The sequence below is a fragment of the Hymenobacter citatus genome (genome assembly GCF_014333615.1).
Lineage (GTDB): Bacteria > Bacteroidota > Bacteroidia > Cytophagales > Hymenobacteraceae > Hymenobacter > Hymenobacter citatus.
On sequence record NZ_JACSCY010000004.1, the window covers coordinates 222,910 to 246,259 of the forward strand.

13 protein-coding genes are annotated in these 23,350 nt (G+C 50.8%); 6 read left to right on the top strand and 7 right to left on the bottom strand.

From position 1 onward, the window contains the following. Positions 1 to 137: 137 nt before the first annotated feature. On the bottom strand, positions 138 to 2,162 hold the full coding sequence (locus tag H8B15_RS07270; RefSeq protein WP_187319008.1) for an OmpA family protein: 2,025 nt from the start codon (positions 2,160 to 2,162) through the stop codon (positions 138 to 140). Between the two features lie 329 nt (positions 2,163 to 2,491). Between H8B15_RS07270 and lon the strand changes: the two genes are divergently transcribed. The 4 genes from lon (at position 2,492) to H8B15_RS07290 (ending at position 8,594) form a co-directional block, all read left to right on the top strand. Beyond that, positions 2,492 to 4,927: an endopeptidase La gene (lon, locus tag H8B15_RS07275; protein WP_425489791.1), complete on the top strand. Its 2,436-nt coding sequence runs from the start codon at positions 2,492 to 2,494 to the stop codon at positions 4,925 to 4,927. Between the two features lie 177 nt (positions 4,928 to 5,104). Beyond that, a complete protein-coding gene (gene porQ / locus H8B15_RS07280; RefSeq protein WP_187319010.1) occupies positions 5,105 to 6,163 on the top strand; it encodes a type IX secretion system protein PorQ in 1,059 nt (352 codons plus the stop codon). Between the two features lie 165 nt (positions 6,164 to 6,328). Then, positions 6,329 to 7,747 carry an ATP-dependent protease ATPase subunit HslU gene (gene hslU / locus H8B15_RS07285; RefSeq protein WP_187319011.1) on the top strand — a complete coding sequence of 473 codons (1,419 nt, stop codon included), beginning with the start codon at positions 6,329 to 6,331 and terminating at the stop codon, positions 7,745 to 7,747. 121 nt (positions 7,748 to 7,868) lie between these two features. After that, entirely contained in the window at positions 7,869 to 8,594 is a 726-nt protein-coding gene (locus H8B15_RS07290) for an SDR family NAD(P)-dependent oxidoreductase (protein ID WP_187319012.1), read from the top strand. Between the two features lie 70 nt (positions 8,595 to 8,664). Here H8B15_RS07290 and H8B15_RS07295 read toward each other — a convergent pair whose 3' ends face one another. Together H8B15_RS07295 and H8B15_RS07300 are read right to left on the bottom strand one after the other, a co-directional pair. Further along, positions 8,665 to 9,996, bottom strand: a complete 1,332-nt coding sequence (locus H8B15_RS07295; protein ID WP_187319013.1) for a RagB/SusD family nutrient uptake outer membrane protein — start codon at positions 9,994 to 9,996, stop codon at positions 8,665 to 8,667. 110 nt (positions 9,997 to 10,106) lie between these two features. Then, positions 10,107 to 13,220 (bottom strand): SusC/RagA family TonB-linked outer membrane protein, encoded by a 3,114-nt coding sequence (locus H8B15_RS07300; RefSeq protein WP_187319014.1) that lies wholly within the window; start codon positions 13,218 to 13,220, stop codon positions 10,107 to 10,109. Between the two features lie 1,632 nt (positions 13,221 to 14,852). Between H8B15_RS07300 and H8B15_RS07305 the strand changes: the two genes are divergently transcribed. Together H8B15_RS07305 and H8B15_RS07310 are read left to right on the top strand one after the other, a co-directional pair. Continuing rightward, positions 14,853 to 18,029: a SusC/RagA family TonB-linked outer membrane protein gene (locus H8B15_RS07305; protein ID WP_187319015.1), complete on the top strand. Its 3,177-nt coding sequence runs from the start codon at positions 14,853 to 14,855 to the stop codon at positions 18,027 to 18,029. Between the two features lie 24 nt (positions 18,030 to 18,053). Beyond that, positions 18,054 to 19,535, top strand: a complete 1,482-nt coding sequence (locus tag H8B15_RS07310; RefSeq protein WP_216859096.1) for a SusD/RagB family nutrient-binding outer membrane lipoprotein — start codon at positions 18,054 to 18,056, stop codon at positions 19,533 to 19,535. 106 nt (positions 19,536 to 19,641) lie between these two features. On the opposite strand, the gene prfB is transcribed toward H8B15_RS07310, so the two are convergent. From prfB to H8B15_RS07330, 4 genes are all read right to left on the bottom strand, one after another. After that, positions 19,642 to 20,719, bottom strand: a protein-coding gene (gene prfB, locus H8B15_RS07315; protein ID WP_187319016.1) for a peptide chain release factor 2 whose coding sequence is annotated in 2 segments (ribosomal slippage) — positions 19,642 to 20,667 and positions 20,669 to 20,719 — 1,077 coding nt in all. Because the reading frame shifts where the segments join, the coding sequence is not laid out codon by codon here. Positions 20,720 to 20,902: 183 nt separating this feature from the next. Continuing rightward, on the bottom strand, positions 20,903 to 21,967 hold the full coding sequence (locus H8B15_RS07320) for a branched-chain amino acid aminotransferase (protein ID WP_187319017.1): 1,065 nt from the start codon (positions 21,965 to 21,967) through the stop codon (positions 20,903 to 20,905). A 46-nt stretch (positions 21,968 to 22,013) separates the two neighbouring features. Next, complete coding sequence (locus H8B15_RS07325) at positions 22,014 to 22,562, bottom strand: cob(I)yrinic acid a,c-diamide adenosyltransferase (protein ID WP_187319018.1); 549 nt, start codon at positions 22,560 to 22,562, stop codon at positions 22,014 to 22,016. Positions 22,563 to 22,625: 63 nt separating this feature from the next. After that, on the bottom strand, positions 22,626 to 23,342 hold the full coding sequence (locus H8B15_RS07330) for an ABC transporter ATP-binding protein (protein ID WP_216859097.1): 717 nt from the start codon (positions 23,340 to 23,342) through the stop codon (positions 22,626 to 22,628). Positions 23,343 to 23,350: the final 8 nt, after the last annotated feature.

Genomic DNA, 23,350 nt, shown 5'->3' on the forward strand with positions numbered 1-23,350 from the left:
AAATGTCATCCTGAGCTTGCGAAGGACCTTCTCACGGCAGAACGACGAGCGTAACAAAGACTCGTTCTTACGTGATAAGATCCTTCATCACTGGCTTGATGCGCCACATGTTCAGGATGACAAACATTTTCGCTGTTCTACCAATCCGACCCACCGCTGGCCGCTGGCTTCTTGCCCTCGCCCTCGGGCTTAATCAGCTGAAACTCCACCCGCCGGTTCACCTTCGCGTCTTCCTCAGTCACTTCTTCCTTGAGCGGCTTGGTGCTACCTAAGCCGTTGCTGTCGATGCGGTTGGGCTGGAGCTTGCCTTTCTGCTCGATGTAGCGCCGGATGGCCTCGGCCCGGTCCTGAGAAAGCTTCTCGTTTACGTCGGGGTTGCCGCGGGCATCGGTGTGGCCCGTGATACGGAGACGGTAGGTAGGGTGGTCTACCATGAACAGGGCGATGCGGTCGAGGGTGCCGTGCATGGCGGGCCGCACGTTGGCCTTCATCGCCTCAAATTCGATATTGTGGAAGATGAGGGGTAGGCTACTGTCGAAGCTAGCCGTCATCAGCTTCATCAGCGTATCCGATTTCAGGTCGAATTGCTTTTCCACCGTGAAATAATCGGGGCTGCGGATGAGCATCACGTAGTGCGAGCCTTCCATCAGATCGAAGTCAAACGAGCCGTCGGGGCGCAGGTATTTGCTGGCTACTTCGATGCCATTGTTCGTGTCGATGATGCTGACTACGCCGTTGAGTGGCTTATTAGTCACGGAATCTACCAGCGAGCCTTCGAAGTGCGTGGTAGCCAGCGGCTGCGCCTCCATGGGCAGCGGGAAAGAGTAGAGGTCGAGGTTGTGAGGCGTTTTGGCCTCAGCCCGAGCGTAATACAGGTTCTTGGAGTCGCGGTCGATGGTGAAATAATACTCCGAGCCTTTGCCGTTCACCAGCGGCCCGATGTTGCGTGGCTCCTGCCAGCGCCCGTTTACGCGGTAGGTTTTATAGATATCAAAATCCCCAAAATTGAGCAACTGCCCTCGTGAGCTGAAATACAGCACGTTATACAAAGGGTGGTAAAATGGACTTACCTCGCTCTCGCGCGTGTTCACCACAGGTCCCATGTTTTCGGCCTTGGCCCACTCGCCGTTCTTAGTTTTGTAGGTGTACCAAATATCCGACAAACCGAACCCGCCCAAACGGTCGGAAGCGAAGTACAAAGTGTCCTCGGTGGGCGAGAGGGTAGGCTGCGAGTCCCAGGCGCCGGAGTTGACGTTCGGCCCCAGGCTCTTCGGCGTCGACCACTGCCCGTCCTGGAAGGTTGCCGAGTACAGGTCACAGTTGCCGTGGCAGTCGGGGCACTCGCAACGGGCAAAGTAGAGGGTTTTGCCATCGCGCGAGAAGCACGCCGAACCTTCGTTGTACTGCGAGTTGATGGGCTTGGGTAGGGGCTCGGCATCAGTCCAGTACTCGCCTTCCTGGCGCGAGGTATATAGGTCCTCATCTACCACCTGCTTGATGTTGCCGCGCACCTTGCGCTTCGAAGAAAACACAAACAGCCCCGCTTCGCTGCTCAGCGCAGGTCCGTAATCCTCTACCGGCGAGTTGATGCCAGCGCCCATACTTGTGTACACACCCACGGGCGGATGAAACGTAGCCAGGTTTTTTCGGTACTCCACTATGGCGTAGTACTCCTGCATGGGCACGTAGAGGTCAGCGGTTTTCTGCTCCAGTGAGTCGTAGTAGAGCTGCACTTTTTTCAGCTCGCGGCGGCGGTGCTTCAGTGCCAGGCTATAATAGATTTTGGCCTGTTGCTCGTTGTTGGTGCGCTCGTAGAGCTGGCCCAGCCGCCAGAGCATATCGGTGTTTTTAGCGAAGTTCTCGATGCCGAACTTGCCCACGTAGGCGGCCAGCAGCTTGCGGGCCTGCCCCCAGTTATGGCGCTTCTCGGCCTGCTGAATGGCCTTTAACTCCTTTTTGTTTTGGTAGAACGCAATGCGGTTGATGTTGGGAAAGGTGGGCGTGCCATCGGGGCGCACGCGCAACTGCTTGGTAGCGGAGGCATTGCGTGCCAGCTCTCGTTGCGCGAGGGGAGGAGTAGGGGGTACCTGCTGGGCCTGGGCGGGTAGAAAAGCCGCGCAACTGCTAAGCAGCACCAGCCACAAACAAAGAGAGCGTAGCATAAGAAACAAGACAACGCCACCGTTGTCAGAATGGAAAGGAGGGTACCAAAAATAGCAAATTCCTGATACTGCCGAGCAGTAGCGTACCCCAAGCCGGGGCAAGCGCCGTGCCGTGTTGGCGTAGCCTGTCCCGAAAAAGAATTTCGGTCCTTGATGGCACGACGCTTGCCCATTCCGTAATCTTGCAAAAGCCAGTCGCAACCGGGCATAGTTGTGCCAGGCCAGGCTGCCATTCTGGCACGAACCAATCGTGCATCCCTGCTATTCCCATGAGTAAATCCTTTTTTCAAGACGCTACTCCCTACCTGCTGGCCAAGGACACGGTAGAGATGGTTTCTATTGTTGCCACCGACCCCGATCAGCCGCTTACCGGCGAAGACGCCCCCGAGGTACTGCCGCTACTGGCCGTGCGCAATACGGTATTGTTTCCTGGAGTAGTGCTACCCGTTACAGTATCGCGCAAGAAAAGCGTGCGGCTGGTGCGCAAAGCCTACCGAGGTAATAAGATTATTGGGGTAGTTGCTCAAAAAAATACCCAGAGCGACGACCCCGTGCTGGCCGATCTGTACCAGACTGGCACCATGGCGCGCATCCTGAAAATGCTAGTGCTGCCCGATGGCAACACCACCATCATCATTCAGGGGCAGCAACGCTTCCAGATTGAGGAGCAGGTGCAGGACGTGCCCTACCTCACGGCACGGGTAAGCTACCTCACAGAGGAGTTTCACAACAAGAACAGCAAGGAGGTGAAAGCCTTGGTGTCGTCGCTGAAAGAAGCCGCCGCCAAAATTCTAAAGCTGAACCCTGAGATTCCGCAGGAAGCCCAGGTAGCGCTGGATAATATCGACTCGCCGGCTTTCCTGACGCATTTCCTGTCGTCGAACATCAACGCTGAGGTAGGAACTAAGCAGCAGTTGCTGGAAATAAACGACGGTGTGGAGCGCGGTACGCGGTTGCTGGAGCTGATGCTCAAGGAGATTCAGCACCTGGAAATCAAGCGCGAAATCCACACGAAAGTCCACACCGACATCGACCAGCAGCAGCGCGACTACTTCCTGCGCCAGCAAATCAAGGTGTTGCAGGATGAGCTGGGTTTTGATGGGCCGGATCAGGAAATAGATAAGTTTCGCGCCCGCGCCAAGGATAAGAAGTGGCCCGAAACCGTAGCCAAGCACTTCAACAAAGAGCTGGACAAGCTCACGCGCCTCAACCCCCAGGCCGCCGAGTACCCGGTGAGCGTGAACTACGTGGAGTTTCTGCTCGACCTACCTTGGGGCGAGTACACCAAGGACAACTTCAACCTAAAGCGCACCCGCAAAATCCTCGACCAGGACCACTACGGCATGGAAAAGGTGAAGGAGCGCATTGTGGAGTATCTGGCCGTGCTCAAGCTGAAGCAGGACATGAAGGCGCCGATTTTGTGCCTCTACGGCCCGCCCGGCGTGGGCAAAACCAGCCTGGGCCGCTCCATTGCCAAGGCGCTGGGTAGGCAGTACGTGCGCATGAGCCTGGGTGGCGTGCGCGACGAAGCCGAAATCCGGGGGCACCGCAAAACCTACGTAGGCGCCATGCCGGGCCGGATTGTTAGCCAGATCAAGAAAGCTGGGGCATCCAATCCGGTCATTATTCTGGACGAGGTAGACAAGGTGAGTGCCGATTTCCGGGGCGACCCATCGTCGGCGTTGCTCGAAGTACTGGACCCGGAGCAAAATTCCACCTTTACCGATAACTACTTAGAGGTGGAGTACGACCTGTCGCGGGTGTTGTTCATTGCCACGGCCAACTCCCTCGATACCATTCAGCCCGCCCTACGCGACCGGATGGAAATCATCGACGTGACGGGATACACGCTGGAAGAGAAAACCCAGATTGCCAAAAAGCACCTGTGGCCCAAGCTCCTGGCCGACCACGGCCTACAACCCAAGGACGTGAGCATCACCACGCCCGCTTTGCAACGCGTGATTGACGACTATACCCGCGAATCAGGGGTGCGCAGTCTGGAACGCAAGCTGGGCGCCGTGGTGCGCAACGTAGCCAAGCACAAGGCGTTGGAGGAAGAATACCCGGCTACCCTGGAGCCGAAAGACGTGGCCCGCATCCTGGGCGCCGCCATCTTTGACCGCGACCAGTACCAGGACAACGACACCGCTGGTGTGGTAACCGGCCTAGCCTGGACCTCAGTAGGCGGCGACATCCTCTTCATTGAAAGTCTGCTGAGCCGGGGTAGGGGCAAGCTCACGCTCTCGGGCCAGCTGGGCGACGTGATGAAGGAATCGGCCATTACGGCGCTTTCCTATTTGCGCAGCCGGGCCGAGGAGCTAGGTATCGACTACCGTCTCTTCGACCAGTATGACTTGCACATCCACTTCCCCGAAGGTGCCGTGCCTAAGGATGGGCCAAGTGCCGGTATTGCCATCTTCACCAGCATTGCGTCGGTATTTACGCAGCGTAAAATCCGCAGCCACTTGGCTATGACAGGCGAAATTACCCTACGCGGCAAGGTGTTGCCGGTAGGCGGCATCAAGGAGAAGATTCTGGCGGCGCGCCGGGCAGGCATCAAAGACGTGATTCTGTGCCAGAAAAACCGCAAGGACATCGACGAGATTCCCGCCGAATACATCAAAGGCCTCACCATTCACTACGCCGACCGCGTGGATGACGTGCTGGCTGTAGCCTTATTACCGGAGTTGGTGAACCACCCGATGAAGCTGACCGTGCGCGACGAGCCAACCCCGCCGGCTGTACCGAGCGTGGAAGTGCAGTAAGTAGGATATTTAGGATTTGGTTAGAGCGTCATGCCGAGCTTGTCGAAGCATCTCGCTCGCTTCGTTGGATAGTATACAACGAAGCGAGTGAGATGCTTCGACAAGCTCAGCATGACGTTCTGCATTAGTGGAATGTTTCAATGCCCAACCTTGTAATTTCCTCAGTATCTTCCGCCAATGATTGCACCGCTACGTCAGTACTTGTTGGGGATTGTTAGTGTGTTGGTACTGGGAACGGTGAAACCAGCGGCAGCGCAAATTGGCGGCCGGCGAGCCTTTTCGTTTCTAAACGTGCCTGCTGGTGCCAAGCTGGCGGCTCTGGGCGGCGCCAACGTCTCTTCCCGCGATGCCGATGGGACCATGCTCTTTGCCAACCCGGCCTTGCTGAACCAGGAAATGGATGGTAGGCTGGCCCTGAGCTATGTTGATTACCTGGCGGACATCAGCCAAACCAGCGCCGTGTACGTCTTCAATACGCAGCATGCCGGACGGTTTGGGGTAGGGCTGAACTACCTGAGCTATGGTGAGTTTCAGCAGGTAGACGCAGCGGGCAACGTCATCGGTGAGTTCTCGGTGAATGAGTACGCCGCCAGCATAGCCGACTCATATACCAGCGGCAATTTTACGCTGGGCGGCACGCTGAAGCTCGCGGTATCGGGTATTGCCGGCAACCATTCGGTAGGTGTGCTGGCCGATGCGGGTGCATTATTTAAGCACCCAGATCAGGATTTCACGGTAGGACTGGCGGTGCGCAACTTGGGGTATCAAGTGAAGCCGTACACCGGTTCCGGCCGTGAGCCTATGCCGCTGAACGTGGAGCTGGGCACTTCCTTCAAGCCCGAGCACTTGCCATTTCGCTTCTCCCTCACGGTGCATCACTTGCAGCAACTGGATATTGTATACCTCGATCCTACCCAGAATACGCAGCTAGACGAAAACGGTAACCCCATTATGCCCAAGAAAAGCCTGGGCGACAAAATTGCTCGGCATTTTGCGGCAGGTGGTGAGCTATTGCTCAGCAAAAACTTGCACCTACGCGTTGGCTACAACCATTTAACCAGGCGTGAGTTGCGCTTGGTCGACGTAGGTGGGGGCGCGGGTTTTAGCTTTGGAGCTATGCTACGTATCAGCCAGTTTCAACTTGATTATACTCGGGCGGGCTACCACGCTTCGGGCGCGGCCAATTATTTCACCATTGCGCGCAACATTGACTCGTTGTTTACGAAGGAGAGGTAGGGTAGGGGCCGGTAACTCTGTCGGGTAACAGCGGATAAAAGACAACCCTGACCGGCTAAATCAGTATTTGTGGCAGAAGCAAGCCGTTGGGCAACGTTTTGCCGGATAGTTGCTTCTTCTCTACATCGCCCAAGCACATCTTCTGGGCGCTTTCACTTTTGATGTATGATAGAATCCGATGTTTTTCTGACGCCGGCGCAGATAGTAGCCGAGCTGGATAAGTATATCATTGGTCAGCACGAGGCTAAGCGCCACGTAGCCATTGCCCTGCGCAACCGCTGGCGCCGCCTGCATGCCCCCCTCGACATGCAACACGAAATCGTGCCCAATAATATCCTGATGATTGGCTCTACGGGGGTAGGTAAAACCGAAATTGCCCGCCGCCTCGCCAGCATCGCCGATGCGCCCTTCACGAAAGTGGAAGCTTCCAAGTTCACGGAGGTAGGCTACGTAGGCCGTGATGTAGAAAGCATGGTACGCGACTTGGCTGAGCAGTCGGTGAACATGGTGAAGCTGCGCCGCAAAGAAGCCGTGAAAACCCAGGCTGCACAGGTGGTGGAGGACATTATCCTGGATGCTTTAATCCCGCCGGTGTCTGGTACTGCTACCCCTGCCACGCGCCAAGGGGTAGGCTTTGGCACTGCTGCCGATGGTAACCAAATGCCTACCTCAGACCAAGAGCTAAACGAGCGCACCCGCGACAAATTCCGTGAGAAAATCCGGAGCGGTGAGTTGGACGAGCGTAAGATTGAGATTAAGGTGGAGCAAAGTAGTACCTCCGGCATTGGCATCCTGGGCGGCCAAACGGGCATGGACGAGGCTTCATTGTCGGGCTTGCAGGATATGCTGGGCAACATGCTGCCCAAGAAAACCCGCAAGCGTCGCGTGACCATTGCCGAAGCCCGTCGCATCCTGTTAGACGAGGAAGCGGCCAAGCTCATCGATATGGAGGAGGTGAAGGAAGAAGCCCTACGCCACGCCGAAAACTCCGGCATTATCTTCATCGACGAAATTGACAAGGTAGCCAGCCGCAGTGGCAAAGGCGGCGGCGGACCCGACGTGAGCCGTGAGGGCGTGCAGCGCGACCTCCTACCCATTGTAGAAGGCTCGGCGGTGAGCACTAAGTACGGCATCCTTAACACCGACCACATTCTATTTATTGCCGCCGGCGCCTTCCACGTCGCCAAACCCTCCGACCTGATTCCGGAGCTGCAAGGTCGTTTCCCCATTCGAGTAGAATTGCAAAGCCTGTCAAAAGACGATTTCTACCGCATTCTCAAAGATCCTAAGAATGCTCTCACCAAGCAGTACGAGGCATTGCTGCAAGCTGAGGAGGTAGAGCTAACCTTTGACGACGCCGCGTTGGAACGTTTGGCCGAAATTGCGTTTGAGGTGAACAGCGAAGTCGAAAATATTGGAGCTCGTCGCCTGCACACCGTTATGAGCCGCCTGCTCAACGACATTTTGTTCGATGTTCCGGATAAGATTGGCGCCAACGCTCGCATTCAAATCACGCGCGAGCTGGTTGATGAACGCTTGAGAGACATGGTGCGCAACCGCGACCTGACGCAGTACATTCTGTGAGGTAAAAGCAAGCTGAAAAACGTGTGGGCCGATCAACGGCGCACTGCTCTTCCGCGTAGTATCGCAGAGGCAGGGCGGCGCTGGTTGGCCCGCACGTTTTTCAGATTTACCCACTTACCCTATGCATTACTACATCATCACCGGCGCCAGCCGTGGCTTAGGCAAAGCGCTGGCAGAAGCTGTTCTTTCCTATCCCGACACCAGAGTACTTGGCGTATCGCGCCACGCCACCATTGAGCACGACCGGTACCAGCATCAGCCCCTGGACCTTTCAGATATGGAAGCGCTTCAAAACAACATCACAAAAATATTCCCGCTTTGGTTAGATGCCGACAGCATCACACTGATTAATAATGCTGGGGTACTAGGTGAAATCGCCTATGTAGGCGAACAGACCAACGAACACTACAATTTCGTGTTTGATGTGAACCTGGTAGCGCCCGCCATGCTAATGAATACCTTCCTAAGCGCATATTCTGGCCTGCATGTACCCCGTACTATTCTCAATATCAGCAGCGGCGCCGCCCAGCGCCCCGTTGATGGCTGGGGTGCCTACTGTGCCTCCAAAGCAGCGCTAGAAATGTTAAGCCAAGTTGCACAGAAGGAACAGGACCTCCGCGGCTCTGGCGTCCGCATCCGCGCCCTAGCCCCAGGGGTAGTGGATACGGGGATGCAAGAGCAGATTCGTGGGGCGGATGGAAAACAGTTTAGTGAAGTAGAGCGGTTTCAAGGATTATACGAAAATGATAAGTTGGCTGCGTCAGAAGAGGTAGCTAATAAAATTGTGAAGTGGATAAAGCGTGGTGATTTAAGTCAAGAAGTTGTGCTACGTATAGATACTATCTAGTAGAAGAATGGTATGAATAAAAAAGGCTTCGTCATACGACGAAGCCTTTTTAGTGAGGAGATAACTCCGATTAATAACCTGGGTTTTGCACTAGGTTGGGGTTACGCAAAACATCGGCATTGGGGATAGGGAATATCAACCGGTTGTCACCGTACGGAATAGCTGGTACGATACCGTGGGCTGGTACACCTTGCTTATAACGGAGCAAATCGTAGAGTCGGAAGCCTTCGAAGGCTAACTCAACACGACGCTCATTGCGAATAGCAGTGAGTAAATCTGCTGCTGTTGCGAACGAGCCTACTGTATATGAAGCAGTACCAGCAGCTTTAGAACGGTCACGAACAAGGTTTAGATCTGCTACAGCCGCTGGTGTCACCGAGTTATTCTGTAAAGTCAGCGCTTCAGCATGTGTGAGCAATACCTCAGGGTAGCGTATCATTGGTACCCAAGTATCAACGGTAGTAAACTTACTCGTGAAGGGAATATTGCTATCCGTAAGCTCCACCATGGTACGACGCTTATCGCCAGCTGGGAAGATAGAAGTTGGAAGAGCCAGATATGCAGAAATTGGAATATCCGCTCTTCTATCACGGCCATAGTGCTGCCCAATAGCATTGTTAGTATTCGGGTTGTCCTGAATATTCATTGCTACCGAGAAAATGGACTCCTTTGTCGTATAAGTGTCAAAGGGTGTCTGAGGGTCAGCATCTAAGCTGTAGAGGCCAGAACTAATAACTGCTTGAGCAGCTGTACCAGCTTTTTCATAGTCTCCCTTAAACAGGTACACACGGGCAAGCAATGCCTGGGCAGCACCACGTGTCATGCGTGCAACCCGAGCAAAGTCGTCTGAGTTAGTAGTAGGCAGTGCTGGAATAGACTCAGTCAGATCCTTGATAATTTGATCATAAACCTCGTTTACAGTAGCACGAGCTGGTAACGATTCAAATGCTTCAGTAGCGCCAGTAGCAGCAGTTAGCTGTAGTGGTACACCTAAATGCGAACCGTTAGCAGTGAAGCTGTAAGGTTGTGCAAATAGGTTCACTAAGTGAAAGTAAGTGAGGGCACGAACCGCACGAGCTTCCGCAGTATACTGTGCAGCTTGCGCAGGTGTTACTTTAGAAGCATTTGCAGCGAGGTTTTGGATAAAGGAGTTTGCTGCAAAAACAGTCTGATAACCCCCGGTCCAGGCTCCTGAGGCATAAGCATCAGTGGAAAGCATTTGGAAGAGTGGTACGTTCCCAAAATATTGGGTTGGTACGTCTGTATCACCACCCCGAATATCGGAATAGATCAATGCCCTGCCACCAAGAAACTCTGCGTTTTGCAGCCCATCATACACGCCATACAGCGAGCTTTGAATACGAGTTGCATCGGCGAAAGTATCATCGATGGTAAAATTCATGGGCGGATCCTGGTTGAGCACGTCGCAACTTGCTAGCATTGTCGTAAAGACAAGGCCTAGTGCTAAACGTCGAAAAGGAAGACGCAACATATTGGTAGGTAGTTAAATTTTTACAGAGTGAAGTTGATACCGAGCGTATAAGCACGCGTTTGAGGAACCGAACGGTTATCAATACCATAAGCAATATTGCTGCTGTTTCGGTTCGAGTTTACTTCCGGATCACCAACTTTATATTTCGTGATAACAAAAGCGTTTTGTACTTGCCCGTAAATACGAGCACGAGCTACACCAATGCGCTGTGAGAGATTCTCAGGCAAATTATAACCTAAGTTGATCTGACGAGCGCGAAGGAAATCACCTTTTTCCAGCCAGCGAGTCGAAGCTTGTGTCGAAACAGCATCTAAGTATACCAACTTAGGAATATCCGTTTGCTGACCAGGTTGGGTCCAACGGTCCTTCACTTCAGCTAAATTGTTGCTGAATGAGTTGGTTAATAAACCAGCACGGGTAGCATTGTAGATTTCGTTACCACCACTGTATTGTAAGAAGATGCCTAACTCAATGCCTTTGAATGAGAATAGGTTATCAAAACCACCATAGTAAGTAGGATAGCCACTCTTGTTTGTATACACTGCATCAGCTTGGGTAATAGCAGTCGTAGTTTCACCAGTAGCAGTCAACCAACGCTGTGCAGCTGCATCATACTGCTTCACATTACCATTAGCGTCCAAGAACTGAGCATTACCATTTTCAGGGTTCACACCAGCCCAACGAACTAATTGGTATACACCCAGGCGACGACCAATGCTAGCACGGTTGTTTCCTGAAACTAAGTCTGTTGGTGTTACCAACTCTTGGACTTTGTTTTTGAGGGTAGTGAAGTTCAAAGTAGAAGTCCAACGGAAACCGCTCTCTGTAGTGATATTCGTTGTATTTACATTGAACTCGAAACCTTGGTTACGCATGCTACCTACGTTGCGTGCAATAATACCAGAAGGAATACCAGCTGTGCTAGGAGTAGGTGCGTTCAACAATAGACCATCGATATCATTACGGAAGTAATCAACAGTCAAATTGATACGCTCTTTCACTAGCGCAGCGTCTAAACCAACGTCCAACTTTTTAGAGGTTTCCCATTGTAGAGCGTCGTTGCCAATTTGAGTAATTGCAAAACCGTTAGCAGAAGCATATTGGCCGCCACCAGCCAATGTACGGGCAGCATAAGAACCAATACCATTAGAGTTGCCTACTCGGCCATAGCTTGCACGAAGCTTCAAATCAGATAGAACAGGACGAATGCTTTCCATGAAGCTTTCCTCCGAAATACGCCAGCCTACAGATCCTGCTGGGAAATAACCCGTTTGATTTTGTGCACCAAAACGAGAATCGGCATCAGCACGCACCGTACCAGTTACGTAGTACTTGTTACCATAAACATAGCTGGCAGTTCCGTAATACGAGCGGAAACCGTTACCCAGTTGCACACCACCTGCTAGAGCATCACCCGAGAACAAACCATCTAGTATAGCATTGAATTTGGGGTCAGCAATACCAGAAGCACCAGTGTAAAGCTCAGTACGATTTAGCTGCTGATATTCTAAACCAACTGTAGCATTGAGTTCGTGCTTTTCGCCAATAATAGTGCTATAGTTAGCGAAGTTCTGCCAGTTATACTGGAAAACATCTAAGCGGTTGTTCTGTACTAGACCATCAAAAGAGCGGCCTAGTCCAGAGATACGAGCATCGCTATACTGGTCTTCGAAGTTGTCCAGGTAGTCGAGACCTAATTTTGACGTGACACGTAAACCTTGCAATGGCTCAACAGTTACGTAGCCATTCGTCAATAAACGACGAGCTGTGTTAGCGTTACGCTGCAGATCAAGTACAGCAGTAGGATTCGAAATCGCGAAAACGTAGTTCGAAGTTGTGTTAGCACCTGTACCTAGATTACCTGCACCGTTGAGGTAGTAGAAGCCATCTGCACCATAAACAGGTACGTTTGGTGGAGCAGCATAGCCAGATACTGTAGCACCAGCTAGGTAACGGTCAGTTAAGACCCCTTGGTTTTCAGTTTGCGAGTAGTTTACGCTGATACCAGCTTTCAACCACTTTTTAGGCGTTAGGTCTAAGTTAAGCCGGGTAGAACCACGACGTAGGCGGTTTTGGTAGAGTATACCTTTTTGGTCTGAGTAATCAGCTGAACCGTAATAAGTCGCTTTGTCATTACCACCTGATAATGAAACTTGATAGTTTTGGGCAAAACCATCACGGAAAATCTCATCCATCCAATTTGTGCGATCAGGCTGACCATCACCATTCACGTCTACATTGCTAGCAATCGTTTTGTTCGTGATGCGAGGGTTATTCTGCGCCTTCTCATTCATGATGGTAATGAAGTCATCACCATTCAACAGCTTTGGTTTGCGAGTAGCTTGATAAACACCAACGAACGAGTTGATCGATAATTGGCTTTGACCTGAGCGTCCACGCTTCGTATTAATCAAAATAACGCCATTTGCAGCGCGTGAACCGTAGATAGCAGAGGCAGAAGCGTCCTTCAACACCTGTACCGACTCAATATCATTCGGGTTAATGGTAGCTAGCGGATTGAAACGCGTACCATCACCACCATTGAATACGTTGGCATTATCTACTGTGCTCAGCGGTACGCCGTCTACTACGTAAAGCGGCTGTGAGCTACCCGAGATAGAGTTAGCCCCCCGGATACGCACAGCGGCTTGGTCGCCTAGCGCACCACCAGAGTTAGTCACTTGCACACCTGACATGCGACCAGTAAGAGCTTGATCTACGCTTTGTACAGGTTGCGTAAGCAACGCACGCTCTTCTACTTGTGCCACCGAACCAGTCAGGTCCTTCACTTCCTGCCGTATACCGTAACCAGAAACTACTACCTCATTTAAGGTTTTTGTATCTGGTGACAGACCAATATTAATCTGTGCTTCATCGCCAACAGGTTTTTCTTGTGAAACATATCCAATTGAGCTGAATACCAATACGTTGCCAGAAGTCGCAGAGATAGTATAGTTACCATCCGAATTAGTAGATACCCCGTTAGTTGTTCCTTTGATTAGAACAGTCACGCCAGGTAGTCCAGTACCTGTTTGCCGATCGGTTACACGACCAGACAAACTCCGGGTTTGGGCCGATACCTGCTGAAGCAGAGTTATCATGAGCAATACGCTCATGAGTAAAATTTTTTTCATGCAGAAAAAGGTTTAATAAAAATGAAAAGCCTTGCAGTACGAATACTCCAAGGCTAAAAGTAAAGATAAATCTACTAATTCTACAGTTTTAGGAAGTTTTTTCTAGTGTTTATCAAAAGAGCCTAATGTTATTGTAATATTATTAAATAATTATGATTATATTGACTAATATACAATGCATACTGAATTTATATTGTCATTTTCTCATATTATTAGGTCAAGCTATGGTTAGATAGTCGAGCATTTGTTACGCTTTGAAAATAGGAGGCACATGTGCTAAAGTAGACTCAATTAGTCGAAGCTCAGATCATGCTTACGATGCGCTAAACGGACATCGGCGTAGATGTTATAAAGGTGCTCCAGAAAATCTGCATCAGCGAGGTGACATATCACAGTTGATAGAAGAAATACGGTGGGCTAGGCGTACTTGAGTTATGCTAACTGAAGCAATCAGAAAAAGGGAATCTGTACCTTAAGCAACTTGTCGACGACTTGAGTCTGGTCAAGAGGAAACTGCAGGATGTACTTGAGCCCATGAAGTGTCTCTATGCGGCTCAGCATTAAATCGATGCCTACCGCATTCCTGCTCGTCGTACTTGGGTAGTATTGCACTTTATGGTTGTTTCTGAAGCTCACCGCCGCGACGACACCATGCTGCGCCAGCGGTTACAGGAACTGTAAATGTGTAATTGCTACGGTTGTCAGCGCCTTTTTACACTGCTGCGGTGCGAAGGCCGGGTAGACAACCATAAGCGCGTCCATCTGCTTTATTATCCAGAACGCTCGAATTACCGTAGTAAATGGCCTAACTGTAATCGGGCCGCTGCTCACTGTTTACAGTAGGTCGCACTACAGCATCACATTAAAGTTGAACCATGAATTTTATGGTTGACAATTTGTTTGATGGGCGGAAAATTCGGCCTTTAACCATAGTTGATAATTTCAGCTGCCAATGCTTGGCCATTCATGTAGGGCAGTTACTGAAAGGTAGGATGTAGTGGCTGTGATAAGTCGCCTGCAGCAGACCTTGGACATGGTATTCAATCGCATCCAGGTCTACAACGGCAGCAAGTTCATTAGCAAAGCGCTGGCCGAGTGGGCGTATGAGTAGCAGGTCACCTTAGATTTCTCACGACCGAGTAAACTGGCTGATAATCCGTGTATTGAATTATTCGAATGTTAAATTTTGAGGCGAATGCTTGAATGTGCATTGGTTTCTGCCGTTGCCTGATGCTTAAGAGAAAATTTAGCAGTGGCACTAGGAATATAACGGCTTACGGCGGCATAGCTCACTACAGAATTTAACATCCCGTCAGATCATGGCGACCACCGTTACTATCTGGCTTCGAACAGCCTGATTCTCTACCTCAGGCCGGTCCAGTAATTGGGAGGAGGCCACTATTATATATTTATGTATATATAATAGTATTTTATTATTTAATTATTTGATAGATAAGCTTTTAGTGTATGATTGGAAATAGGATTAAATGTATTTATATAGAATCATGTAAGATCGTGAAATTAATATGAAATTAAAAAACTGCTAACCTCGGTGCTTTTTTTACCTATACTTGCTATGTTAAGTCAATCTGTTTACACCTCTTTTTCAATCCATTCACCAAATCTAACAACATGAAAAAAGGCTTACTTATAGTCTTGCTTCTGGTTACTTGCTTGTTGCAGCAAGCAGTAGCCCAGAACCGAGCTATTTCAGGACGTGTTACCGATGCCTCTAATAATCAGGGATTACCTGGCGTAACCGTGATAGTTAAGGGTACTACTATCGGCGCCTCAACAGGCGCTGATGGCGGATACACCTTGAATGTACCAAGCTCCGCTACTACACTTACATTCAGCTCTATTGGGTATGTAAGTATTGACCGCCCTATTAGTGGGAATACTATTGATGTCGCTCTATCAGCAGATACAAAGCAGTTAGGAGAAGTAGTAGTCACTGCCTTAGGACGCGAAGAAGAAAAACGCTCATTAGGGTATGCAGTACAGGATATAAAGGGCTCAGAGCTTACCCAAGCTCGTGAAACTAACGTGGTGAACTCTCTTGCTGGTAAAGTTGCTGGTGTACAGATCTCAAATAGCACGGGGGCAGTAGGAAGCTCGTCACGTATTATCATCAGAGGTACCAAGTCTATTGCAGGTAATAACCAACCCCTGTTTGTGATTGACGGTCAGCCTATTGATAACTCGAGCTTTTCGAACTCTGGTTCAGGGGGAGGTATTGATTATGGCAATGCTGCATCGGATATCAACCCAGATGATATTGAAAGCATGACCGTACTGAAAGGAGCTACTGCTTCAGCTCTATATGGTACCCGTGGCGCCAATGGTGTTGTTGTGATTACAACTAAATCGGGCCGTAAATCCCGTGGAATAGGTATCAGTGTAAACAGCACTACTTCCTTTGAGACACCATTGAAAGTGCCTGATATTCAGGACCAGTATGGCCAGGGTAGCGGAGGAAGATTCTCGTATGTTGATGGTGCTGGTGCTGGTATTGCTGATGGCGTTGACGAAAGCTGGGGCCCGCGGTTGGATGGTCGTCTTATCCCCCAGTATAACTCTCCAGTTGTAAATGGCGTGCGTGAAGCAACTCCCTGGGTAAGCCCCGGTAAAGACAATATAAAGAAACACTTCTTTGAAACGGGCCGCACTTTAACAAATAACGTTGCTCTGTCGGGTGGCAACGATAAGGCAGGTGTCCGGGTATCGTACACCAACCTTGATAATAAGGGTATTCTATACAATACTTTCCTGCGGCGCAATACTGTGAATGTCAACGGTGGTGTTGACATCACAAGCAAGTTTAAACTGAGCACAAACATCAACTACTCCGAAACTCGGGGGCGTCGTCCAGGTCAAGGTTACGATGAGTTGAACGTTATGCAGCAGATGTATAGCTGGTACGGCCGCCAAGTTGATGTTCGCGACTTGAAGTCTCTTTACGAGAGAACAGGCGGTAACGAAAACTGGAATAACAACTACCACAGTAATCCCTACTACATTCTAGGCCAAGCCACCAACGACGATCAACGAGACAGGGTAATTGGTAATCTGACTTTGACTTACGCGCTGACAAACTGGTTGAATCTTACTGCTCGGACGACTAACGATATTTACAATCAGTTCAACCAGCGTCGTGTGCCAGCTGATACGCGCAACAACGCAGAACAAGACGATTATACTGAAGAAAGAATTAGAGTATTGGAGCGCAATACCGAATTCTTAGCTACTGCTAACCGGAACTTGAATGAGGATTTTAATCTGGATGTGTTAGTTGGTGCTAACCGTCGGGATAACAAACTGAATAGAAGCCAAGTTGCTGCTCCTGACTTGGCTGTGCCTGGCCTTTTTACTCTTGGAAATGCAGCTGGAAGCTTAGTAACCGGCAACAACTTTGGCGTTGCAAACTCTAATAACAGCTCTATTCTGAACCCTATTCAAAATAGACGTATCAACAGCGTATATGGCTCAGCCAAAATAGGCTATAAGAACTTCGCTTTCTTGGGAGGTACTGTTCGCAACGACTGGTCTTCTACTCTCCCTGCCGCTAATCGTTCGTTCTTCTACCCCTCTATTGATGCTTCTGTAGTACTAACAGATGCCTTTAACGTAACAGACTCTTTCTTGTCTTTTGCTAAAATTCGGGGTGGATATGCCGAGGTAGGTAATGATACAGATCCGTATCGTTTGCAAGACATCTATACCGGTGCTACTGCTTTTGGCACCCGGCCTGTGCAGACCGTATACAACGTACGTTACAATCCTAATTTGAAGCCTGAGCGTACCCGCTCGTCGGAAATAGGTGCTGAAGTGCGTTTCCTTGAGAACCGTATTGGCCTTGACGTAACGGCATATCAAGCAACCAGCTCTGACCAGATTTTGACGGTATTAACTTCGGCTACTACCGGCTATACGGCTAGCGTATTGAATGCAGGTACGCTTACAAACCGAGGCATTGAAGCAATTCTGACGGTAGCTCCCCTATCTGCTAGCAATCCTTTTCAGTGGAATCTAACGGCTAATTTTGCTGCCAACCGCAACCGGGTAAAGGAATTTGATAAAGAAGGACAGATCAAAAACTATGTGATTGGTTCATCTGGGTTTGGCGTGAACGTAGAAGCTCGCGTAGGAGAGCGATATGGCGCTCTGTTTGGTGATGCTTTCTTGCGAGTTCCAGATGGAGAATATGCTGGGCAGATTGTAAATGGCGCTAACGGCCGGCCCCTAGTAGATCCTACCCGGCGTGTTCTTGGCTACTATACCCCTGATTGGATTGGAGGCATAACGAACCAGTTTAGCTTCAAAGGACTTAACCTAAGCTTCACTATAGACACCCGTCAGGGTGGATCATTGCAGAGTGAGACTTACATGTGGGGTACGTACTCTGGCGCACTCACGAATACATTAGTAGGACGTGAAGATGGTATCATTGGGCCAGGCGTGATACAGAACGCAGATGGTTCTTACCGTCCGAACGACGTTCGTAATACTGCCGAAAACTACTACCACGACTACTCTTATACAGCCCGTGAGAGCAGCGTATTTGATGCTTCTTTCGTCAAGCTGCGTGAGGTGCGATTGGGTTATCAGCTACCGAAATCTGTTATCGATGGAACATTCATCAAGGGAGTTGGCTTTTCATTCGTAGGTCGTAACCTGTGGTTGATTAGCTCAAAAGCTCCGGGCATTGATCCAGAAACGTCGTTCAATAACGGCAACGTTCAGGGGTTGGAGTCCACTCAGATACCTTCGGTTCGGAGCTACGGCTTCAATATCAACTTCACGCTGTAATTCCTACGTCGCTAGCTAAGCGGTGTGCTTACTTCTAATACAGGCAATATGCTTTCTAAATACCATAAACTTGCATTTGCACTACCTATCGCGTTGAGTCTTAGTGCTTGCGAAAAGGATTTCGATTCACTTAATACGAATCCTAACAATGCCACTGTAGGCAATCCGGCTTACATCCTCACAAACGCAGAGCAGTCTAATATCTACCGTCTTTTTGATGTTCCTGCAAACCAAGACGGAGGTCTGCTAGTCATTCAGCACTGGGCTAAAATTCAGTATACTGAAGAAGACCGTTATGCTTTCCGTCCAGGTTCTTATCAGAGTGTTTGGGATGGGTTTTATGCTAATGGCTTGCAAGATTTTGACGAGTTAATTAAGCAGGGTAAGGCAACTAATAATGAAAATCTTCAGGCCGTCGGTCTGATTATGCGTTCGTACTTCTTCTCCGTCTTGACGGATTTGTATGGCGACATTCCGTACTCACAGGCCTTACAGCTTTCTGAGAATATTCTGACACCTAAGTACGACGCTCAAAAAGACGTATATGCAGGCTTGCTAAACGACTTGAAAACTGCCAATGACTTAATAAAGGTTGGCGGTTCTGAGGTTGACGGTGATGTGATTTATGATGGGGATATGGCGAAATGGCAGAAGTTTGGCAATTCGCTACACCTCCGCCTCGCAATGCGAATCATCGATGCTGAACCGGAATTAGCGAAGACAGAAGTTGCCGCGCTTTTGAGTGGCAACACACCTCTGATAAGCTCTATTCAAGAGAATGCAGAATTCGATTTTCTGAGCGGAGCCTCCAATACCAATCCTATTTATTTTAATAGACTAACACGAGATGACCACCGGGTTAGTCGTTCGATAACTTCACGCCTAAGCCAATTGAACGACCCACGTTTGGGAGTGTATGCTAATCATCCTGAAACTGGTGATTCGACTGCCTTCTACCGTGGTGTTCCTAATGGTTTGACTAATGTAGAGGCGGCAGATCTTGGCCCACTGTCCTCTACCTCCAAAGTAGGATCTGCATTTACAGCTGCTACTGCCCCTGGAGTGCTAATGACGTATGCGGAAGTACTGTTCTTCAAAGCAGAAGCAATTGCACGGGGTATAATCGGAGGAGATGCGGCAGTTGAGTACAACAATGCTATTCGGGCTTCAATGGCACAGTACGGCTTCACTGGTACTGCGGTAGATACTTACCTAGCTCAACCCGCCGTGAAGTATGACGCAAGTAATTATAAGCAGAGTATTGGCGTCCAAAAATGGATTGCGTTATATGGCCAAGGTGTAGAAGCCTGGTCAGAATGGCGCCGTCTAGATTATCCAAAGCTGCCAGTTGCTAAAAATCCTGCGGCGGCTGCGATGGGAAAAATTCCTGTACGTTTCCGTTATCCAGCTAACGAGCAGACCACTAATGCTACCAGCAGAGCAGCAGCAGTAGAACGCCAGGGACCAGACCTAATTACCACTAAGCTGTGGTGGGATAAGTTTTAATTTATCTATTGCCACCTAACTATAAGGTCCGCTAGAGTATCATCTAGCGGACCTTTTTATTTGAATTATACCGAGATAGAAGGTAATATAGATTAGGGATACTGTTTTACCCTTGCATCAAATATGCCTTGATATACTCATCCAAATCCCCATCCAACACAGCTTGGACATCGGTGCGCTCCACGCTGGTGCGTAGGTCTTTGATGAGTTTATATGGGTGCAACACGTAATTGCGGATTTGAGAGCCAAAATCAATGCGTTTCTTGCCAGCTTCGATCTTGGCGCGTTCCTCGTTGCGCTTGTCTAACTCCTGCTGGTAGAGGCGGGATTTGAGCATACGTAACGCATGTTCCTTATTCATAAGCTGGCTGCGCTCAATCTGTACGGCGATGATGATACCGGAGGGGGCGTGTGTGAGGCGCACGGCGGTTTCTACTTTGTTCACGTTCTGCCCACCGGCGCCACCGGCCCGGAACGTGTCCCAGGTGATATCTGCCGGGTTGATCTGGATATCGATGGTATCATCTACCACTGGGTAAGCGTAGATGGAGGCAAACGACGTGTGGCGGCGGCCGCTGCTGTCGAATGGAGAAATGCGTACGAGGCGGTGCACACCACTTTCACCTTTTAGGTAGCCGTAGGCAAAGTCTCCGGTGATTTCCAGAGAAGCAGACTTGATGCCAGCACCTTCGCCGGGCTGGTAGCTGAGTTGCTTCACCGTGAAACCATGCTTTTCGCCCCACATGATGTACATGCGCATCAGCATCTCGGCCCAGTCCTGGCTTTCGGTGCCGCCGGCGCCGGGGTTGATTTCTACGATGGCCGAGAGTTGGTCTTCCTCTTCGGACAGCATGCGCTTGAACTCTAGGTCCTCTACAGCTTTTTGGGCCACTGCGAATTCCTGTTGTAGCTCGGCCTCAGTAGCTTCGCCTTCGCGGTAGAAATCAAACAGTACTTCTACATCGGCAATGCGTTGCTCTACGGTTTCGTAGTCGTCGGTCCAGAACTTCTGGCTCTTGATTTCCTTGAGCGTGAGCTCTGCCTGTTTGGAGTCGTCCCAAAAGTCGGGGGCGAGGGTGCGCTGTTCGGTTTCTTCTATCTGGGCTTTGCGGGCATCGTAGTCAAAGATACCTCCTCAGGGCCTCAGCGCGGCCCTTCAATTCCTTCACCTGATCTTGCGTCATTACGTGGGAATGTTAAATGATGAATACACAAAGGTCGGTAGGATTACCGACTGTTATGGGGTAGGAAACAGAATAAGCACAAATGCAAAGCTCGGCTTCGCAGAGAGCAGCGAAAGTCAGTAAGTGACTTAGCTGCTCTCTGCGAAGCCGAGCTTGCTGCTGATCTACTTATACGCTTACCATTTATACGCTTACCATCCAGCCATGCTCATCGGGGGCAGCTCCTACCCGAATATCGGTGAGAGCAGCGCTAACCCGACGAGCGAAGGAGGCATCGGTGAGTTCGGGCAGTTCGTAATCCTGACCGCGGTAGCCAATGACGGCAATGGGCGCAATGGTAACGGCCGTGCCTACCCCAAACGCCTCTTGAAGCGTGCCGTTGGCCTGCGCCTCTAGAATCTCTACAGAAGATACTTTGCGTTCCTCTACGGGCATCCCCCAGTCGCGGGCGAGCTGCAATACGCTTTTACGTGTGATGCCATCCAGAATAGACGAACTCACGGCAGGCGTAATCAGACGGCCATCGACCACAAACATCACGTTCATGGTGCCAGATTCTTCAATGAAACGGTGTTCCGAAGCATCGGTCCAGAGCAGCTGGTTGTAACCATCCTGTTGCGCTAGCTTAGTAGGGTACATAGCTGCGCCGTAGTTGCCGGCGTTTTTGGCGAAGCCTGCGCCGCCTTCGGCCGAGCGCACATATTTCTCTTCGAAGCGTACGCGCAGCGGCTTATTGAAGAAGGCTGCTACCGGGCAGGTGATGATAATGAATCGATAGGTGCTAGAAGGCCGAACGCCCAGCATACCATCGGTGGCAAACATGAAGGGGCGAATGTAGAGGGAGGTGCCAGGAGCGCTGGGTACCCACTCCCCGTCTAACCGAACCAACTGGAGCAGGCCCTGCATAAATAGCTCCTCGGGCACAGCCGGCATGCACATACGCTCGGCCGATAGGTTGAGGCGGCGCAGGTTATCGAGTGGGCGGAACAGCGTAATGTTGCCTTCAGTGTTTTTGTAGGCCTTCATCCCTTCAAAAATGGCCTGTCCGTAGTGTAGGGCCGAGTTGGCGGGGCTTACCTCAATGGGACCGTAGGGCATGATGCGTGGCTGCTGCCAGCTGCCGTCGCGGTAGTCTACCACCAGCATGTGGTCGGAAAAGGTCTGGCCGAATTCGAGGCGGCTCAGGTCTAATTGCGGGAGGGTAGAGGTCGTTGTACGTTGGGTGGGAATGTCGAGCGTGAGAGACATAAGCAAAACTAAAAAGGGGAAATAGAGGGTGGGTGGGAGAAGTGTGCTACAGGCGGGGTTTCCAGGTCACTTCCTCAGCACCGAGGTCGTGGGCCATCTGGCGGCCCAGTACAAACAGGTAGTCAGACAGACGGTTCAGATAGATGATGACCAACTCGGCCACAAAAGACTCCTCACGCAAATGAATAACCAAGCGCTCGGCGCGGCGGCACACGCAGCGCGCCACGTGCGCCACCGACACCGACGGGTGCCCGCCGGGTAGGATGAACTCGCGCAACTCGGGCAAATCGGCATTCATGCGGTCCATTTCCTGCTCCAGTAGTGCTACATCCTCGGCGTGTAGATCCGGAATTTTCATCTTTGATTTCTCGGGGTCAGAAGCAAGGGAAGAACCCATGGTGAACAGCCGATCCTGAATTTCCTTGAGCAAGCCGCGGCGGCTGCCGTTCACGTCCTGGTCGCGGAGCAGGCCGATGTAGGCGTTCAGCTCATCCACCGTCCCGTAGCAATCAATGCGAAGGCTGGACTTGGGTACGCGTGTACCGCCAATGAGAGAAGTCAGGCCCTGGTCGCCGGTTTTGGTGTATATTTTCATGAGGTAGGGGTGAATGGGTAAATGAGTGAATGAGGCGAAACAGCTACTCACTCATTTGCTTATTTACCCGTTCACTACGTGCGTCGTCACGTGCTCGTTGATAATGTCGGATTCAATCAGGCCGTCGCGGAGGCGGACTACACGGTGGGCATAGTTGGCAATGTCTTCCTCGTGGGTTACCATGATGATGGTATTGCCTTTCGCGTACAGCGCCTCAAACAAATCCATAATCTCGTGGCTGGTTTTGGAGTCGAGGGCACCGGTGGGTTCATCGGCCAGGATGATGCTGGGGTCGTTGACGAGGGCGCGGGCAATGGCCACGCGCTGGCGCTGGCCACCACTCAGCTCATTGGGGCGGTGCAGAGCGCGTTCGGCCAGGCCCACGCTGCGCAGCGCCTCGCGGGCACGCTCTTGCCGCTCACTCTTGCCATAGCCGGCGTAGATGAGGGGGAGGGCTACATTATCGAGGGCCGTGGCGCGGGGCAACAGGTTGAACGACTGGAAGACAAACCCGATTTCGCGGTTGCGTACATCAGCCAGCTGGTTGTCCGACATATGGCTGACATCGTGATTATTCAGCACGTACCGCCCGCCAGATGGGGTATCCAGGCAGCCCACAATGTTCATAAGGGTAGACTTGCCGGAGCCCGACGGTCCCATAAACGCCACATACTCGCCCCGGTTGATGCTGATGGATACAGACTGCAGCGCATGAATCTCCTCCATGCCCATGCGGTAGACTTTGGATATGTTGGTGGTTTCGATGATGGGCTGCTGCATGACCAGAT

What these genes read in the sequence shown, in the direction of transcription:
- H8B15_RS07270 (WP_187319008.1), bottom strand. Translation starts at nt 2,162, where the DNA reads ATGCTACGCTCTCTTTGTTTGTGGCTGGTGCTGCTTAGCAGTTGCGCG.
- lon (WP_425489791.1), top strand. Translation starts at nt 2,492, where the DNA reads ATGGTTTCTATTGTTGCCACCGACCCCGATCAGCCGCTTACCGGCGAA.
- porQ (WP_187319010.1), top strand. Translation starts at nt 5,105, where the DNA reads ATGATTGCACCGCTACGTCAGTACTTGTTGGGGATTGTTAGTGTGTTG.
- hslU (WP_187319011.1), top strand. Translation starts at nt 6,329, where the DNA reads ATGATAGAATCCGATGTTTTTCTGACGCCGGCGCAGATAGTAGCCGAG.
- H8B15_RS07290 (WP_187319012.1), top strand. Translation starts at nt 7,869, where the DNA reads ATGCATTACTACATCATCACCGGCGCCAGCCGTGGCTTAGGCAAAGCG.
- H8B15_RS07295 (WP_187319013.1), bottom strand. Translation starts at nt 9,996, where the DNA reads ATGAATTTTACCATCGATGATACTTTCGCCGATGCAACTCGTATTCAA.
- H8B15_RS07300 (WP_187319014.1), bottom strand. Translation starts at nt 13,220, where the DNA reads ATGAAAAAAATTTTACTCATGAGCGTATTGCTCATGATAACTCTGCTT.
- H8B15_RS07305 (WP_187319015.1), top strand. Translation starts at nt 14,853, where the DNA reads ATGAAAAAAGGCTTACTTATAGTCTTGCTTCTGGTTACTTGCTTGTTG.
- H8B15_RS07320 (WP_187319017.1), bottom strand. Translation starts at nt 21,967, where the DNA reads ATGTCTCTCACGCTCGACATTCCCACCCAACGTACAACGACCTCTACC.
- H8B15_RS07325 (WP_187319018.1), bottom strand. Translation starts at nt 22,562, where the DNA reads ATGAAAATATACACCAAAACCGGCGACCAGGGCCTGACTTCTCTCATT.
- H8B15_RS07330 (WP_216859097.1), bottom strand. Translation starts at nt 23,342, where the DNA reads ATGCAGCAGCCCATCATCGAAACCACCAACATATCCAAAGTCTACCGC.